The 15,725-nt window shown below is 67.3% G+C and carries 13 protein-coding genes and 1 pseudogene; 10 read left to right on the top strand and 4 right to left on the bottom strand.

Annotated features, from left to right (window positions below; genetic code table 11):
* Positions 1 to 8 precede the first annotated feature (8 nt).
* The 3 genes and pseudogenes from WAF18_RS07180 to WAF18_RS07170 all read left to right on the top strand — a co-directional run bounded on the left by WAF18_RS07180 (position 9) and on the right by WAF18_RS07170 (position 2,809).
* Positions 9 to 413 carry a DUF4124 domain-containing protein gene (locus tag WAF18_RS07180; RefSeq protein WP_337244494.1) on the top strand — a complete coding sequence of 135 codons (405 nt, stop codon included), beginning with the start codon at positions 9 to 11 and terminating at the stop codon, positions 411 to 413.
* A 64-nt stretch (positions 414 to 477) separates the two neighbouring features.
* Positions 478 to 2,172 (top strand): proline--tRNA ligase, encoded by a 1,695-nt coding sequence (locus tag WAF18_RS07175; protein ID WP_337244579.1) that lies wholly within the window; start codon positions 478 to 480, stop codon positions 2,170 to 2,172.
* Positions 2,173 to 2,338: 166 nt separating this feature from the next.
* Positions 2,339 to 2,809 (top strand): annotated as a pseudogene (locus tag WAF18_RS07170) (H-NS histone family protein).
* 83 nt (positions 2,810 to 2,892) lie between these two features.
* On the opposite strand, the gene WAF18_RS07165 reads toward WAF18_RS07170, so the two are convergent.
* Entirely contained in the window at positions 2,893 to 4,155 is a 1,263-nt protein-coding gene (locus WAF18_RS07165) for a threonine/serine exporter family protein (protein ID WP_337244493.1), read from the bottom strand.
* A 104-nt stretch (positions 4,156 to 4,259) separates the two neighbouring features.
* On the opposite strand from WAF18_RS07165, the gene WAF18_RS07160 reads away from it, so the two are divergent.
* From WAF18_RS07160 to WAF18_RS07145, 4 genes are all read left to right on the top strand, one after another.
* Positions 4,260 to 5,369, top strand: a complete 1,110-nt coding sequence (locus WAF18_RS07160) for an ABC transporter permease (RefSeq protein WP_337244492.1) — start codon at positions 4,260 to 4,262, stop codon at positions 5,367 to 5,369.
* A 67-nt stretch (positions 5,370 to 5,436) separates the two neighbouring features.
* Positions 5,437 to 6,267, top strand: a complete 831-nt coding sequence (locus tag WAF18_RS07155) for an ABC transporter ATP-binding protein (RefSeq protein ID WP_337244491.1) — start codon at positions 5,437 to 5,439, stop codon at positions 6,265 to 6,267.
* A gap of 6 nt (positions 6,268 to 6,273) precedes the next feature.
* The gene (locus tag WAF18_RS07150; RefSeq protein WP_337244490.1) at positions 6,274 to 7,200 is read left to right on the top strand and encodes an MlaD family protein; all 927 of its coding nucleotides are present in this window, start codon (positions 6,274 to 6,276) and stop codon (positions 7,198 to 7,200) included.
* Positions 7,197 to 7,883 carry an ABC-type transport auxiliary lipoprotein family protein gene (locus WAF18_RS07145; protein WP_337244489.1) on the top strand — a complete coding sequence of 229 codons (687 nt, stop codon included), beginning with the start codon at positions 7,197 to 7,199 and terminating at the stop codon, positions 7,881 to 7,883. The genes WAF18_RS07150 and WAF18_RS07145 overlap by 4 nt, the downstream gene beginning before the upstream one ends.
* 33 nt (positions 7,884 to 7,916) lie before the next feature.
* Here the strand turns inward: WAF18_RS07145 and WAF18_RS07140 are convergent, their stop codons facing one another.
* Complete coding sequence (locus tag WAF18_RS07140) at positions 7,917 to 8,513, bottom strand: alpha-ketoglutarate-dependent dioxygenase AlkB (protein WP_337244488.1); 597 nt, start codon at positions 8,511 to 8,513, stop codon at positions 7,917 to 7,919.
* Between the two features lie 86 nt (positions 8,514 to 8,599).
* Between WAF18_RS07140 and WAF18_RS07135 the strand changes: the two genes are divergently transcribed.
* Complete coding sequence (locus tag WAF18_RS07135; RefSeq protein ID WP_337244487.1) at positions 8,600 to 11,446, top strand: rhamnan synthesis F family protein; 2,847 nt, start codon at positions 8,600 to 8,602, stop codon at positions 11,444 to 11,446.
* Between the two features lie 9 nt (positions 11,447 to 11,455).
* Here the strand turns inward: WAF18_RS07135 and WAF18_RS07130 are convergent, their stop codons facing one another.
* Positions 11,456 to 12,091 carry a CoA transferase subunit B gene (locus WAF18_RS07130; RefSeq protein WP_337244486.1) on the bottom strand — a complete coding sequence of 212 codons (636 nt, stop codon included), beginning with the start codon at positions 12,089 to 12,091 and terminating at the stop codon, positions 11,456 to 11,458.
* A 1-nt stretch (position 12,092) separates the two neighbouring features.
* The gene (locus WAF18_RS07125) at positions 12,093 to 12,827 is read right to left on the bottom strand and encodes a CoA transferase subunit A (RefSeq protein ID WP_337244485.1); all 735 of its coding nucleotides are present in this window, start codon (positions 12,825 to 12,827) and stop codon (positions 12,093 to 12,095) included.
* A gap of 110 nt (positions 12,828 to 12,937) precedes the next feature.
* Between WAF18_RS07125 and WAF18_RS07120 the strand changes: the two genes are divergently transcribed.
* Both WAF18_RS07120 and WAF18_RS07115 read left to right on the top strand, forming a co-directional pair.
* A complete protein-coding gene (locus WAF18_RS07120) occupies positions 12,938 to 14,287 on the top strand; it encodes a phosphomannomutase (RefSeq protein WP_337244484.1) in 1,350 nt (449 codons plus the stop codon).
* A 15-nt stretch (positions 14,288 to 14,302) separates the two neighbouring features.
* Positions 14,303 to 15,706 carry a mannose-1-phosphate guanylyltransferase/mannose-6-phosphate isomerase gene (locus WAF18_RS07115; RefSeq protein WP_337244483.1) on the top strand — a complete coding sequence of 468 codons (1,404 nt, stop codon included), beginning with the start codon at positions 14,303 to 14,305 and terminating at the stop codon, positions 15,704 to 15,706.
* Positions 15,707 to 15,725: the final 19 nt, after the last annotated feature.

The following is a 15,725-nucleotide window of genomic DNA, read 5'->3' as shown; positions in this document are numbered from 1 at the left end:
AGCCCGCCATGCGCCGTGCCCTTGTCCTGCTCTGCCTTGTGCTGCCGGCCTGCGCTGCCGCAGCCGGGGACGTTTACACCTGGAAGGACGCGGCGGGCGTCACCCACTATTCCCAGACCCCGCCCCCGTCGGGCGTGCGCTACCAGTTGCGGACCGTCCGCCAGGATGCCGAGGCCGGGACGCGCGACCGGTCCGGTGAGGCCCCTGGGGTGCCGGCCCCGACCACCACGCCCGGCGATGCCGGCAGCCTCCAGACGCAGTGTGCCCTGGCAAAGGACAGCGTCGCCGCGCTTGAAACCGATGCACCGGTCCGCCAGGCCGGCGACGACGGCCAATTGCGCGAGCTCTCGCCTGCCCAGCGCGTCGATCAGTTGGAACTGGCCCGCGCCGCGGTGCGCGCATACTGCCGCTGATCGCCGCGGGGCCGCGGGCCTGCGTGGCACAATGTCGGGTCCGATCCTGACCCAGATGCCGCCAATGCGCCTGTCGCAGTTCCACCTCCGTACCGAAAAGGAAACGCCCGCCGACGCCGAGCTCGTCAGCCACAAGCTGATGCTCAAGGCCGGCATGCTGCGCAAGCTGGGCGCGGGAATCTATCTCTGGTCGCCGCTGGGCCTGCGCGTGCTGCGCAAGGTCGAAGCGATCGTGCGCGAGGAGATGGACGCCGCTGGCGCGATCGAGCTGCTGATGCCGACGATCCAGCCACGCGAGTTGTGGGAGGAAAGCGACCGCTGGCAGAAATTCGGCCCGCAATTGCTGAAGGTGAAGGACCGCAAGGAGCAGGAGTTCTGCTATGCGCCGACCGCCGAGGAAGTGATCACCGATTTCGCCCGCGGCGAGTTGGCCAGCTACAAGCAACTGCCGCTGAACTTCTACCAGATCCAGACGAAATTCCGCGACGAGATTCGCCCGCGTTTCGGCGTGATGCGCTCGCGCGAATTCGTCATGAAAGACGCCTATTCGTTCGACATCGACGAGGCGGGCATGGCGGCCTCCTACCAGAAGATGCACGCGGCCTATACCCGGATATTCACCCGGCTGGGCCTGGACTTTCGCGCGGTGCAGGCCGACTCGGGTGCGATCGGCGGCGACGCCTCGCAGGAATTCCACGTGCTGGCCGAATCGGGCGAAGACGCGCTGGTGTTTTCCACGTCGTCCGATTATGCCGCCAACGTCGAGGCCGCCCGCGCTGCCGCGCCGGGCGCGCGGCCGGCGCCCAGCGAGGCCTTGCGCCGCGTGGAGACGCCCACCCAGAAGACCTGCGAGGACGTCGCCGCGCTGCTCGGCATCGCGTTGGCCTGCACCGCCAAATCGATCGCACTGATGGCCGGCGAGCAGTTCGTGCTCGCGCTCGTGCGCGGCGACCACGCCGTCAACGAGATCAAGCTCGCCAAGGTCGAGGGCCTGGCCGACTACCGGCTGGCGAGCGAGGCGGAAATCGCCGATTACCTGGGCAGCGAGCCGGGCTTCCTGGGCCCGGTCGCGCCGCGTCGACCGATCCGGGTCGTGGCCGACCTGGAAGTGGCAGCGATGGCCGACATCGTGGTCGGTGCCAACGAGGCCGGCTGGCATCTGGCGGGCGTCAACTGGGGTCGCGACCTGCCCGAGCCGGACGTCGTCGCCGATATTCGCGACGTGGTCGCCGGCGACCGCGCCGAGGATGGTGGCGAGCTGCGGATGGCGCGCGGCATCGAGGTGGGTCACGTCTTCCAGCTGGGCCGCAAGTACGCCGAAGCGATGAATTTCAAGGTGCTCGATGCCGCCGGCAAGGCCGTGGTGCCGTGCATGGGCTGCTACGGCATTGGCGTGTCGCGCGTGGTGGCTGCGGCGATCGAACAGAATCACGACGACAACGGCATCATCTGGCCGGCCGCGATGGCGCCCTGGCAGGTCGCGGTCTGCGTGATCAATCCCAAGAACGAAACCCATGTGGCCGAGGCGGCCGAGGCGCTGTACCGGGAGTTGCTGGCGGCCGGCATCGAGACCGTGCTCGACGACCGCGGCCTGCGGCCCGGCGCGATGTTCGCCGACATCGAATTGATCGGCGTGCCCCATCGCGTTGTGGTCTCGGGCCGTGGCCTGGCGTCGGGCACCTACGAATATCGTAAACGTACGGCAGCGGATGCAGAGAATCTCGATCGCGAATCGCTGTTCTCCAGGCTTCGCGACTGAAGTTTCCTCGCGCCTTCACGGGGCCGGTTAATCCCTCGATCCACCCGCACCGCGCCCGGCGACCATGCCGGGCGCAGCGGTGATTTGTTTCCTGGGATAATCCCGATTATGATGCCCGCCATGCCAAAGGACTGGTCACCCCCATTAACCAGCCGGAGCCGTACACATGGCGTTTGATCTCAATGCATTTTCCCCGCAGCAACTCGATGCGCTGATTGCCCAGGCCAAGGAGCGCAAGACCACGCTCAAGAAGCGCAAGCCGCTGGCCACCGTCCGCAAGAAGCTCACCGACCTGGCCGCCGCAGAGGGCTACAGCGTCGCCGAGCTGTTCGGGGCCGGCGGTGCCGGAGCGCCTGCAAGGGCTGGCCGTACCGGGCCTGCCAAGGGCCGCAAGCTCGGCAAGGTGCCGCCGAAGTATCGCAACCCCGCCAACAAGGCCGAAACCTGGACCGGTCGTGGCAAGCAGCCCTTGTGGCTGGCCGCCCAGATCAAGAAGGGCAAGAAGCTCGAAGAGTTCCTGATCAAGTAATCGGGCGCTCGCAGGAAGAAAAGGCGCCGTTGGCGCCTTTTTCTTGTGTTTCACCTGGCGCAGGTCCTGCCACTGCGCCCATTCACCTTGCGCGCATCCACATACTAGGCCACTCGACACGCCAAGGCGCGACGGCCGACGGTCCTGCCGCGACTATCACAGGACACGTCCACCGGTGCCCTCGCCTGAGCTCACAGGTTCTTGCGCGCAGGCAGCAGCACGTTGCCGAAGATCAGGCCGGCGATCAGCGCCATCACGATATTCATCACCAGCAGCGCGGCCTCCTGGCCAGCGGCCACGTTCTGCTGCTGTATCAGGTTCATCAGGCCGCGCAGGCTGTTGCTGCCGGGCACCAGCATGATGATGCCGGGCACCCGGATCACCGCCCCCGGGCGGTCGGCCCAGCGTGCATAGCCGTTGCCGGCCGCCGTGATCACCAGTGCGGCGACGAACAGACCGATCTCCGGCCCCAGCGCCGCCCCGACCCAGCGCGATATCAGATAACCCGAGGCCGCTGCGGCCATGACCACCAGCACGTCACGCTTGCCTGCGCGGAACAGAATGGCGAATGCACATGCGGCCACCACCAGCGCGCCCCATTCCACCCAGTCGGGCTGCGGCCGCAGCGCGCGCACATTCGGCGAGACACCGAGCAACTGCGCCAGCGCCAACGCGATGACCGTGCCGATGGTCAGCTTGAGCACCGTGGTAATGGCGCCCGCGAACCGCGCGGTGCCCGAGACCAGATGCTGACTGGTGAGCTCATTGATCGCATTGGTCAGCGCCATGCCCGGCAGCATCACGATCAGCGAGGCAATGATGACCGTGTTGAGATTGAGCGGGGTCAGGAACGCCGACACGACAATCGCGACGAAGCCGGCGAGCATGCCCGCCAACGCCTCCCCGGCCTCCTTGAGCCGGGTTCCGTTGCGGGTCACCAGATCGAGCAGGCCGATCAGCAGACCGATCGTGCCGGCGGTGGCGATGTCGGGCCACGGCAACCGCCACAGCCCGGCCACGCCGGTGGCCACCAGCGCGAAGCCGAGCACGTGCAGTGCTTTGCCAACCCGGCCCGGCTGACGCTGGTCGAGCGCACGCAGCGCGGCATGCCCTTCGGCCAGGTCCATGCCGCCGGCCATGACCTGCTCGGCAATCCGGTCGGTCTCGCACAGCTTGTACAGATCCACCTCGCCGGGCGGCATCCGGATCACCCGGGTGGTGTCGCTGTCGCCGGGCGGACGCAGCGGATCGCTGAACGTCAGGATCATGCCGGTGGGATTGACCCAGGGCTCGCATTCGATGCCCAGCCGCTGGGTCACCGCGATCACCGCCCCTTCCAGGCGCTGGGCGGTCGTGCCGTAGGCATGCAAATGCTCGGCAAGCTCGACCACGAAGGCGATGCGGGCGGCGTAGCTGGCGGAGGTCAGCGAGGCGATCGTCGTGGACATCGACACAGCATGGCATGGGCGCGCTGGCACGGCGATGCGTGATGCTCGGCGTCACATGGTTTTTCGGTATTCTCGTCACTGTTTGCCCCTGGCCGGCCGCACGCTCTTCAATGACCGCTTCCCGACACGCCACGCCCAGCGCAGACGCCGACGATGCCGGCCGGCTGCGGCTGCGCGGCGATTGGACGCTCGACCATGCGGGCGCGATCGAGCGGGTGCTGCGCGAGGCCAATGACGCCGCGGACATCGATGCGACCGGCGTGGACCGACTCGACTCGGTCGGGGTGCTGCAACTGCGGCATTACGCCAACAAACGACAGCTCGATTTTGCTGCATTCGACTTTCGCCAGGACCATCGCGCGCTTGTCGAGGCGATCGACGAAGTGGCCGACGATCGCCCGCCGCGCAAGCGCGAGTACGGCTTTGCCGCAGCGCTCGGCCGGCTCGGTTACACGATGCACGGCAACTGGCGCGGGATCATCTCGCTGGTGAGCTTCCTGGGCGAGCTGCTGGTCAAGCTCGTCCGCCTGGTCGCCTCGCCGCGCAGGCTGCGGATCACCTCCACCGTCCACCACATGGAGCAGGTCGGGCTGGATGCGGTCCCGCTGGTGGCCTTGCTGTCGTTCATGGTCGGCGCGGTGATCGCGTTCCTGGGCGCATCGGTGCTGGCCGATTTCGGCATGACGATCTTCGTCGTCGAACTGGTGTCGATCGCCTTCCTGCGTGAGTTCGGCGTGCTGTTGACCGCGATCCTGCTCGCTGGCCGGACCGCAAGCGCGTTCACCGCGCAGATCGGTGCGATGGTCGGCCGTGAGGAGGTCGATGCGATCCGGACCCTGGGGCTGGACCCGGTCGACCTGCTGGTCATTCCGCGGGTGCTCGCACTGATGGCGATGCTGCCGCTGCTGACCTTCATCGCGATGGTCGCGGGCCTGATCGGCGGCCTGTCGGTCGGCGCCTTCAGTCTCGACATCCCGCCGCAGGCCTACCTGTCGCGCATGCACGAGCAGATGGAACTGCGGCATTTCCTGGTCGGCATGTCCAAGGCCCCGCTGTTTGCCATCGTCATCGGCCTGATCGGCTGCCTGGAAGGGCTGCAGGTCGAAGGGACCGCCCAGTCGGTCGGCGAGCGCACGACCTCCAGCGTCGTCCAGTCCATTTCGCTGGTCATCGTGCTCGATGCATTCGCCGCGATCTGGTTCATGCACATGGGGTGGTGACATCGTGATCGGTGATTCGGCAGAGCAGGCGCAGACGAGCCCGCCCGACGCGCGGGATGGCGGCGTCGTGCCCGATCGCCCGACACAGCCCGCCGATCACGACAGCGACGACGGCGACATCGCCATCCGCGTACGCGGGCTGGTCAACCGCTTCGGCGAGCAGGTCGTGCACGAGAACCTCGACCTCGATGTGCGTCGCGGCGAGATCCTCGGCGTGGTGGGCGGTTCGGGCACCGGCAAGTCGGTGCTGATGCGCGCGATCCTGGGCCTGCGCGCGCCGCAGGCGGGCAGCATCGAGGTCCTGGGCGCCGATGCGCTGTCGCGCGACCCCGACAGCCGCAGCCATATCGAGCGCCACACCGGCGTGCTGTTCCAGGACGGCGCCCTGTTCTCGTCGTTGACCGTCGGCGAGAACGTGGAGGTGCCGCTGAAGGAACACCACGGCAGCCTGCCCGACAAGCTGCGCTATGAGCTGGCGCTGCTGAAGGTCAAGCTCGCCGGCCTGCCGGCGGACGCCGTCGGCAAGCTGCCCTCGCAGCTCTCCGGCGGCATGCGCAAGCGGGCCGGTCTGGCGCGCGCACTGGCGCTCGACCCACCGCTGCTGTTCCTCGATGAACCCACCGCGGGCCTGGACCCGATCGGCGCGGCCGCATTCGACCGCCTGATCCGCACCCTGCAAGAAGCGCTGGGCTTGACCGTCTTTCTCATCACACACGACCTCGACACCCTCTACGCTATCTGTGATCGGATCGCTGTCCTGGCGGACAAGCGGGTCATCGCAGTCGCGCCGGTCGAGGAGATCGAACGGGTCGACCACCCGTGGATCCAGGATTACTTCCACGGCCCCCGCGGCCGCGCCGCACGCGATGCCAGGGCCAACGGGCCGGGAGCCCAGTAGACGACCATGGAAACCAGAGCCAATTACGTCCTGATCGGTGTGTTCACGCTCGTGGCGACGATCGCCTTGCTCGGCTTCGCGCTGTGGGCCGCCAAGTATTCGTCCGACCGCAGCTGGAACGAGTTCGACGTCATCTTCCGCGAACCGGTGACCGGCCTGACCGAAGGCAGCAGCGTGCAATACAACGGCATCGCCGTGGGCACGGTCGACAACCTGCAGTTGGCGCCGGAGGACCCGCGGCAGGTCATCGCGCGCCTGCGGATCCAGGCCAACGCCCCGGTCAAGACCGACACCCGCGCCCGGATGTCGATGACCAGCCTGACCGGCTCGCCGATCATCCAGCTCACCGGCGGCTCGCCCGAGGCGGCGCTGCTCCAGGTGTCCGAGGGCGACGACGTGCCGGTGATCCAGACCGAGGCCTCGGCGCTGCAGAACATTTCCGACACCGCCAACCGGCTGGTCGAACGGCTCGACCAGGTGCTCAGCGAAGAGAACGTCGCACGCATCTCGCAGACGCTGGCGAACATCGAAGGCATGACCGGCGCCGTCGCCGGCCAGCGCGAGGACCTGGGCGCGATGATCGTCAATGCCCGCCGTGCCAGCGAGCAGCTCGAGCAGACCCTGACCACGACCAACCGGGCGATGACCAGCTTCGACCGGGAACTGGTGCAGAAGCTGCCCGACCTTGTCGCCCGCCTCGACAGCACCCTGACCCGGCTCGACTCCGCGGCCGGCGGCGCCGACACGATCCTCAACGAGAATCGCGCCGCGATCAGCAGTTTCGCCAACGACGGCCTGTCGCAGTTGGGGCCGACGCTGGGCGAATTGCGCTCGCTGGTCCGCGACCTGCGCCGCATCAGCGACCGTCTCGACGCCAATCCCGCGCGCTACCTGCTCGGCCGCGACGCCCCGAAGGAGTTCGACCCCGAATGAAACTCTCCTCGACCGCGACCCGCGATGTCGCACGTGCGTCGGCCGGCCTGGTGCTGGTCGCCCTGCTCGGGGCCTGTTCGTCGCTGCTCGGTGGCGGTGCCGGCGACCGCGACCGCTCGACGATCTACGCTCCGGATCCGCGTGTACAGACCGTGGCGCAGTGGCCCCATGCCGACTGGCAGCTGACCCTGAGTCCGCCGACCGCCGCACGCATGATCGACAGTTTCCGCATCGCGGTCCGGCCAACGCCCAGCGAGTTGCAGGTCTACCGCAGCGCGAGCTGGGCCAAGACCCCGACCGATATGCTGCAGGACGTGGTGCTGCGCACGCTCGAAGACTCGGGCCGGATCCCCGCGGTCGCGCGCCAGGGCGCAGGGATCACCGCCGACTACAAACTGGTCATCGACCTGCGGCGCTTCGAGGCCGACTACGCGGGCAACGTGATGCCGTCGGCGACGATCGAAGCCAACGCCAAATTGATCCACAACATCGACCAGACCGTGGTCGGCTCGCGCACGTTCCTGGCCGCGATCCCCGCCAGCGGCACCGAGGTCGCACAGGTCGTCGACGCATTCGGCACCGCGTTGCATAGCATCGGCGGCGAGATGGTCGGCTGGATCCTGACCTCGGGCAATGCCCACGAGACCAGCCACCACAACGGCACTGTCACCCCACCGCGTTGATCGTCGCCGACCGCCCGGGCCGACGACGGTCGATCAGCGCAGCACCCGCCGGAACGTGAGGTTGATGCGTGGCCCGACCGGCCGCGCGGTTCTGGGCAACGCATGCCGATAGTGGGCCTGCGTCTCGCCCCGCATTACCAGCAGACTGCCGTGTGCCAGATCCAGCGCAAGTCGCGCCGGTTGTTGCCCGGGCGGCACATCGCGCCCCTTGAGCACGAAGCGCCGGGTCGCCCCCAGACTCAGCGAGGCGATCACCGGCTGCGGCCCGAGTTCGGGCTCGTCGTCGCTGTGCCAGCCCATCGCATCGCGGCCGTCGCGATAGAGATTGGCGAGCACGCTGTCGAACGGCACCCCGGCGGCCTTCGCCACGCGCTCGCGCACCGCGCCAAGCGCGGCCGGCCACGGCAACGGCTCGAAGCGCACTCCGGAGTAGCGGTAGCTCGCGCCCGGATCGCCGATCCAGCAGCTCAGCCGCGGCGCATCGACCTGGCGTCCGAAGATCCGCAGGCGATGCGTCGTCCACGACAGTCCGGCCTGCAGCGCCGCGAACAGCGCATCGGCCTCGGCGGCCGGCAGCCAGCCTGGGTCGAAAGCGAGGTCGGCGCCGGGGAGCGCGGAGAGTGGTCGCATTCCTGCATCATGCCGTACATACCGGCGCATTTGCCGCTTGTCGCTCGAAGCCGCGACAATCGTTGCCTTGCACAACTGGCCCCTCAATGCCCAAGTCCAACCGCCCTCATTTGCTGGCGTCGCCAAACCGGGTCGATGCGTTTGCCCATGCGATCGGCAGAGCGATCGAGGTGCGTGGCGGTGGGTTTCGGGGCGTTGTCGCCTTGGCGCGCCGGGCCTGGCGCATGGCCTGGGCAATCGGTCCGACCGCCCTACTGACCCGACTGCGCACTGCCAGCGCCTTGCCGGCGGCATCGAGCGTGACGGTCTGCGACCACGTGTTTCCCGACCCTTTGCCGCTGACCGACGTGTCACTGCGGATAGGCGTGATGGTGCATGTGTTCTATCCGGACCTCGCGGAGGAACTGGCGATTGCGCTGCGACGGATGCCGACACCCTTCGTGCTCCTTGTCTCGATCACCGACGCCGACGCCGAAGACCACGTGCGCACCGTGTTCTCCACCGTGCCGATGGCCCACGACCTGGAGATCGTGCGGGTCCCCAATCGCGGCCGAGACATCGCGCCATTGGTGGTGGCATTCCGTGAGCGGATCCTGGCCCTGGACCTCGTCGCCCACCTGCATACGAAAAAATCGTTGCACTCGGGCGGCAGCCAGGCGAACTGGCGATCGTATCTAGTTGACGCGCTCTTCGGCGATGCTGATAGGATCGCTTGGCAGATGGGGATGTTCGCCGCGGATCCGACACTCGGCATGATCTATCCCGAGAGCCACGTCTCGGTGCCATTGTGGGGCCACACTTGGCTGGGCAATGTGGCTCCCGCCCAGGCATTGGCGACCAGGCTGGGCGTCACCGTAGAGCCTCACGCCTACATCGATATGCCAGCAGGATCGATGTTCTGGGCGCGCGTCGACGCGATCCGCCCGCTACTCGAACTCAGTCTGCGCGTCGAAGACTTCCCGGAAGAATGCGGGCAACTCGACGGCACCCTTCAGCACGCCATCGAGCGGTTGTTCGTCGCGGTGGTCCGCGCCTCCGGCCATCACGTGGGCATCTTGCCACGCAACGGCGCGCTGGCACTGTCGCTTGAAGGCGAGCGGAACTGGACGACTTACCTGCAAGCATCTGTGCGCGAGCGCATTCAGGTGTCTGCATTCGATGCATCGCTCGTTTCTGTCGACATATTCGACACATTGGTACAACGTCCATTCCTGACGCCCACCGGGGCGCGACGATATCTGGACGGTCTGGCGCGACGGATGCTGGGCGTCGTCGGCTTCATGGCGCTGCGCGAGCGCGCCGAAGCCCGCGCACGCCACGCCGCTCGACGCGATCCCCGCTTGAACGAGGTCTACGCCGCCTTGGCGGCGCTCGACCCTCTCGCTCCGGCCGCCGCCCTCCAGGCACTGGAAATCGAGACGGAGCGTCGGCTGCTGACCGCCCGCACTGCGACCCTCGACGCCGTCGAAACGCTGCACCGCCAAGGCAAGCGGGTGATCGCGCTGTCGGACATGTACCTGGATACAGCCACCTTGCAGCAGGTGCTGCCTGAGGCCATCGCCCGGCTGCCCGATACCTGGCGGGTCTCGTGCGAAACCGGGACACGTAAGGATGACGGCAGTGCCTGGACGGCGCTGGCTGCCGAAGGCGCCAGCGTCGCAAACTGGTTGCATATTGGCGACAACGAGCATTCGGATGTCCAGCAACCGCATTGGCAGGGCCTGCTGACTCCGGTCCACGTCCTGCGCCCCGGCGCGCTCCTGGACGTGATCCCGGCATTACGCCCGTTGCGCACACCTGCGTCGGCCCCCTGGGGAGAACAACTTCGACTCGGGCTGATCGCCAACCATATCGCGGCGCATGTGGATGTCGATCCAAGGGCCTACCTGAGCGGGATCACCGTCGATCCCCGGTCCCTTGGGTTCGTCGTCCTGGGGCCGTTGATACTCGACTACCTGACATGGTTGCTGCGCCTCGCATGCCAGCGGGGAACTTCGCATCTGCTGTTCCTGAGCCGCGAGGGGTACCTGCTGGCGCAGGCCTATACACGCTTGTCCGCCGCGTGGCCCAGCACCGCGCCACAAGGCCACTACTTTCTCTCATCCCGGCAGGCAACCGGCATCGCGGCGCTGCGATCGGCTGACGATCTCCAGGCGGTACTGGGCGGCACTTTCAACGGCACGCTTTCGGCCCTGGTCGAGGCGCGCCTTGGCACGGCAGCCGCCAAACGGCTTCGCACCCATATCCCTGCGACCCTCTGGACCGGCGAGCTGTTTCTTCCGGAGATGCGCAGCGAGGCAGTGGACATGCTTGCGCCCGCGCTCGACGTGCTGCTCACGCTGGCAGCGGAGCAACGTGCGAGCTACCGGCGTTACGCACGCGGCCTGCTCGGCGATGACGACGGCGGCGTCATGGTCGCGGATCTGGGCTACGCCGGCACGATCCAGCGCCATCTGGGGCGGGCACTGGAACGGCCGATCGATGGTGCCTACTTCGCGCTCGATAGGCGCGCGCCCTTGGTCCTAGCCGGCGTCGGCGAAGCTGCTGCGCGCTACCACGATGCGCGCGAAGGCGAGGCGGACTCGCTGATCCTCAAACATGACCTGCTGCTGGAAAGCCTGCTCACTGCGCCGTATGCGCAATTCACCGGCTTCGCGCCCGGCACCGACGCCATGCCCCAACCGCGCTACGCGACGGCGGCGGCGTCTGCTGCGCAGTGGTCAATCGTGGCCGAGGTCCACGCCGGCGCACTGGCTTTCGTCGAGACCGCGCTGGCTGTAGCCGGCCCCCTCGTCGACGAGCTGGCGTTCGACACGGAGGCCGTACAGATCCCGCTCGACTGCGTCGGGCGCGGGCTGTGGCAGGCGCCCTGGCTTGCCAACTTGACCGTCGACGATGCCTTCACTGGCCGGGGCGCCGTGCCCGCCGGATGAACCGGCGCCTCAACCGTCGCTAGCGAACACGACGCCGGTCTTGGCCTCGAGTGACGCCACGTCCACGCCGTCGGCCATCTCGACCAGCACCAAGCCATCAGGCGTGACGTCGAACACCGCCAGGTCGGTGATGATGCGATCGACCACGCCGACACCAGTCAGCGGCAGCGTGCATTCGGACAGGATCTTGTGGCCGCCATCCTTGGCGACGTGCTCCATCAGCACGACCACGCGCTTGACGCCGGCGACCAGATCCATCGCGCCGCCCATGCCCTTGACCATCTTTCCGGGCACCATCCAGTTGGCGAGATCGCCGCGATCGGTGACCTGCATCGCGCCGAGGATCGCCAGGTCGATATGGCCGCCGCGGATCATCGCGAACGAGTCTTGGCTGCCGAAGTAGCTGGCGCCCGGGCGCGCGGTCACGGTCTGCTTGCCGGCGTTGATCAGGTCGGCGTCTAACTCATCCTCGGTCGGGAACGGGCCGATGCCCAGCAGCCCGTTCTCGGACTGCAGCCAGACGTCAACGCCGTCGGGAATGTGGTTGGCCACTAGCGTCGGCAAGCCGATACCGAGATTGACGTAGGCACCATCGGTGAGCTCACGGGCGGCGCGCGCCGCCATCTGATCGCGGGTCCAGGCCATCTCAGTTCCCCTCCTGCCGTACGGTGCGTTGCTCGATGCGCTTCTCCGGGGTCGCATTGACGACAATGCGGTCGACGTAGATCCCCGGCAGGTGCACCTGGTCGGGATCGATGTCGCCGGTCTCGACCAGTTCCTCGACCTCGGCCACGCAGACCTTGCCGGCCATCGCACAGGCCGGATTGAAGTTGCGTGCGGTCTTGCGGAACACGAGGTTGCCGGCCTTGTCGGCCTTCCACGCCTTGACCAGCGCCACGTCGGCGACCAGCGCGGTCTCGAGCACGTAGTGGCGGCCGTCGAACTCGCGCGTTTCCTTGCCCTCGGCAACGACCGTGCCGTAACCGGTGGCGGTGAAGAACGCCGGAATACCAGCGCCGCCTGCACGCAGGCGCTCGGCCAGCGTGCCCTGCGGGTTGAACTCCAGTTCCAGTTCGCCGCCCAGATACTGGCGCTCGAATTCCTTGTTCTCACCGACGTAGGAGGAAATCATCTTGCGGATCTGCCGGGTTTCCAACAGTTGCCCCAAGCCGAAGCCATCGACGCCGGCGTTGTTGGAAATCGCCGTCAGCCCGGTCACGCCCGAGTCACGCAGCGCGGCGATCAGCGCCTCGGGGATCCCGCACAGGCCGAAGCCACCGACCGCGAGGGTCTGGCCGTCAGCAACGACACCGGACAGCGCCGACGCCGCATCGGGGTACAGCTTGCCGCGGCGGGCCGCGGCGGAACTCTGCTCGCTCATCTCGATCCTCGTGGCGCAACTCGACGCATTCTAGCCGGCAGCGCGCCTTGCCGCCGGCAGGTCGGCGCGCGGGCTAGAATCGGCGCTTCCCCTTTCCACATGGATGCGCCATGCCCCTGCCCGCTTTCAAGGCCTACGACCTGCGCGGTCGCGTGCCCGACGAACTCAACCCGGCGCTGGCCCGCGACATCGGCGTTGCGCTGGCCGCCCAACTCGAGCCGGGGGCGGTGGTACTGGGCCGCGACGTGCGCCTGACCAGCCCAGAGCTGCAAACCGCGCTGTCGGAAGGACTGCGCAGCCAGGGCCGCGAAGTCGTGGATATCGGCGTGGGCGGGACCGAAGAGGTCTACTTCCAGGTCGACCGTTTGGGCGCGGCCGGTGGCGTCATGGTGACCGCCAGCCATAACCCAATGGACTACAACGGTATGAAATTGGTCCGGGAGCAGGCGCGGCCCATCAGTTCCGATACCGGCTTGTTCGCGATCAGCGACGCGGTCGAGACCGGCAACCTGCCGCCACCGGTGACCAAGCCGGGCAGCGAACGCCCCCACACGGACAAATCCGAGTACATCGCCCACCTGCTCGGCTACGTCGATGCGGCCGCGCTGCGGCCACTCAAGCTGGTGGTCAATGCCGGCAATGGCGGCGCCGGCGCGATCGTGGACCTGCTCGCTCCGCACCTGCCGCTCGAGTTCGTGCGCGTCTTCCACGACGCCGACGGGCGCTTTCCCAATGGCATTCCCAATCCGCTGCTGCCCGAGAACCGCCAGGCGACTGCGGATGCCGTGCGCGCGCACGGGGCGGACTTCGGCATCGCCTGGGACGGTGACTTTGACCGCTGCTTCTTCTTCGACGAGAGCGGCACGTTCATCGAGGGCTACTACCTGGTCGGCTTGCTGGCGCAGGCGATCCTGGCCAAGCAACCGGGCGGCAAGGTCGTGCACGACCCGCGCCTGGTCTGGAACACCGTCGAACAGGTCGAGGCCGCCGGCGGCGTCCCGGTGCTGTGCAAGAGCGGGCACGCCTTCATCAAGGAAAAGATGCGCGCCGAGGATGCGGTCTACGGTGGCGAGATGAGTGCTCACCATTACTTCCGTGAGTTCGCCTATGCCGACTCAGGGATGATTCCGTGGCTGCTGATCGCCGAACTGGTCTCCAAGAGCGGGCGCACGCTCGGTGATCTCGTCGCCGCGCGCGTGGCGAAGTTCCCCTGCAGCGGCGAGATCAACTTCCGCGTCGCCGATGCCAAGGCCGCTGTCGAGCGCGTGATGGCGCACTACGCCGCGCAGTCTCCGACGCTCGACCATACCGACGGCATCAGCGCCGACTTCGGCGACTGGCGCTTCAACCTGCGCAGTTCCAACACCGAACCCCTGCTGCGGCTCAACGTCGAGACCCGTGGCGATCGCGCGCTGCTCGAGGCGCGGACGCGGGACATCTCCGCCCTCCTGAATGCATGAACCAAGGAATCGTCAGTGAGCCAACTCCAACCCGTCATCCTGTCCGGCGGCTCGGGCACGCGCCTGTGGCCGCTGTCGCGCGAGTCCTACCCCAAGCAGTTCCTGCCGCTGGTCGGCGAATTGACGATGCTTCAGGCGACCTGGAAGCGTGTTGCAGGCATCGCCGAACTGCCGCCGATCGTCGTCGCGAACGAGGAGCATCGTTTCGTGGTCGCAGAACAGCTGCAACAGGTGCAGGCCGGCCCCCAGGCCATCGTCCTTGAGCCGTTCGGGAGGAACACCGCACCTGCAATCGCGCTGGCCGCGCTGGAGGCGACGCGAGACGGCGCCGATCCGTTGCTGCTGGTCCTGCCCTCCGATCATGTGATTGGCGACGAACAGGCATTCATCGATGCGGTGGGCGACGCCCGATCCGCAGCCGAGGCTGGCAACCTGGTGACGTTTGGCATCGTGCCCACCGGGCCGGAAACCGGTTATGGCTATATCAAGGCCGGCTCTGGCACGTCGACCCGACCGGTCGATCGTTTCGTCGAGAAACCCGACTTCGCGACCGCTCAACAGTACGTGGCGTCCGGCGAGTACTTCTGGAACAGCGGCATGTTCCTGTTCAAGGCCTCGCGCTACCTCGAAGAACTCGCTCAGCACCATCCCGGGATTCTTGCCGGAAGCCGGAACGCGCTGGCATCTGCGCGTCAGGATGCGGATTTCATCCGTATCGATGGGGATGCTTTCGCGGCGACCCCTTCGGATTCGATCGACTATGCGGTCATGGAGAAGACCTCGACGGCCACGGTGACGCCGCTCGATGCCCACTGGAGCGACGTCGGCTCATGGGCTTCCCTGCGCGAGGTCAGTCCCCAGGACGCGGACGGCAATGCGCACCACGGCGATGTCGTCGCGATCGACTGCCGCAACACCTATGCGCACGGCAGCCGCCTGATCGCAATGATCGGCCTGGAGGACACGATCGTCGTCGAGACTGACGACGCGATCCTCGTTGGGCGCAGCGACCGGATCCAACAGGTCAAGGACGTCGTCGCCGAGCTCAAGGCGCGCAAGCTGCCGCAGGCCAGCTGGCATCGCAAGGTCTACCGGCCCTGGGGCGCCTACGACTCGATCGACAACGGCGCACGCTTCCAGGTCAAGCGCATCACCGTCAAGCCCGGCGCGACACTGAGCCTGCAGATGCACCACCACCGCGCCGAGCACTGGATCGTCGTCAGCGGCACTGCCGAGGTCACACGCGGCGACGACGTGCTGCTGTTGAGCGAAAACCAGAGCACCTACATTCCGCTCGGCGTGACCCATCGCCTGCGCAACCCGGGCAAGCTGCCACTGGAGCTGATCGAGGTGCAGTCGGGCAGCTATCTGGGCGAGGACGACATCGTGCGCTTCGAGGACACCTACGGCCGCGCTTGAGTCGGCACCTGATCGCTCA

This window comes from Luteimonas sp. gir (genome assembly GCF_037198055.1).
Taxonomy (GTDB): domain Bacteria; phylum Pseudomonadota; class Gammaproteobacteria; order Xanthomonadales; family Xanthomonadaceae; genus Luteimonas; species Luteimonas citri_A.
This window is presented reverse-complemented; position numbering and strand designations above follow the sequence as displayed.

Excerpts from the sequence above, each read along its gene's own strand:
- WAF18_RS07180 (WP_337244494.1), top strand. The coding sequence starts at position 9 with ATGCGCCGTGCCCTTGTCCTGCTCTGCCTTGTGCTGCCGGCCTGCGCT.
- WAF18_RS07175 (WP_337244579.1), top strand. The coding sequence starts at position 478 with ATGCGCCTGTCGCAGTTCCACCTCCGTACCGAAAAGGAAACGCCCGCC.
- WAF18_RS07160 (WP_337244492.1), top strand. The coding sequence starts at position 4,260 with ATGACCGCTTCCCGACACGCCACGCCCAGCGCAGACGCCGACGATGCC.
- WAF18_RS07150 (WP_337244490.1), top strand. The coding sequence starts at position 6,274 with ATGGAAACCAGAGCCAATTACGTCCTGATCGGTGTGTTCACGCTCGTG.
- WAF18_RS07145 (WP_337244489.1), top strand. The coding sequence starts at position 7,197 with ATGAAACTCTCCTCGACCGCGACCCGCGATGTCGCACGTGCGTCGGCC.
- WAF18_RS07140 (WP_337244488.1), bottom strand. The coding sequence starts at position 8,513 with ATGCGACCACTCTCCGCGCTCCCCGGCGCCGACCTCGCTTTCGACCCA.
- WAF18_RS07135 (WP_337244487.1), top strand. The coding sequence starts at position 8,600 with ATGCCCAAGTCCAACCGCCCTCATTTGCTGGCGTCGCCAAACCGGGTC.
- WAF18_RS07130 (WP_337244486.1), bottom strand. The coding sequence starts at position 12,091 with ATGGCCTGGACCCGCGATCAGATGGCGGCGCGCGCCGCCCGTGAGCTC.
- WAF18_RS07125 (WP_337244485.1), bottom strand. The coding sequence starts at position 12,827 with ATGAGCGAGCAGAGTTCCGCCGCGGCCCGCCGCGGCAAGCTGTACCCC.
- WAF18_RS07120 (WP_337244484.1), top strand. The coding sequence starts at position 12,938 with ATGCCCCTGCCCGCTTTCAAGGCCTACGACCTGCGCGGTCGCGTGCCC.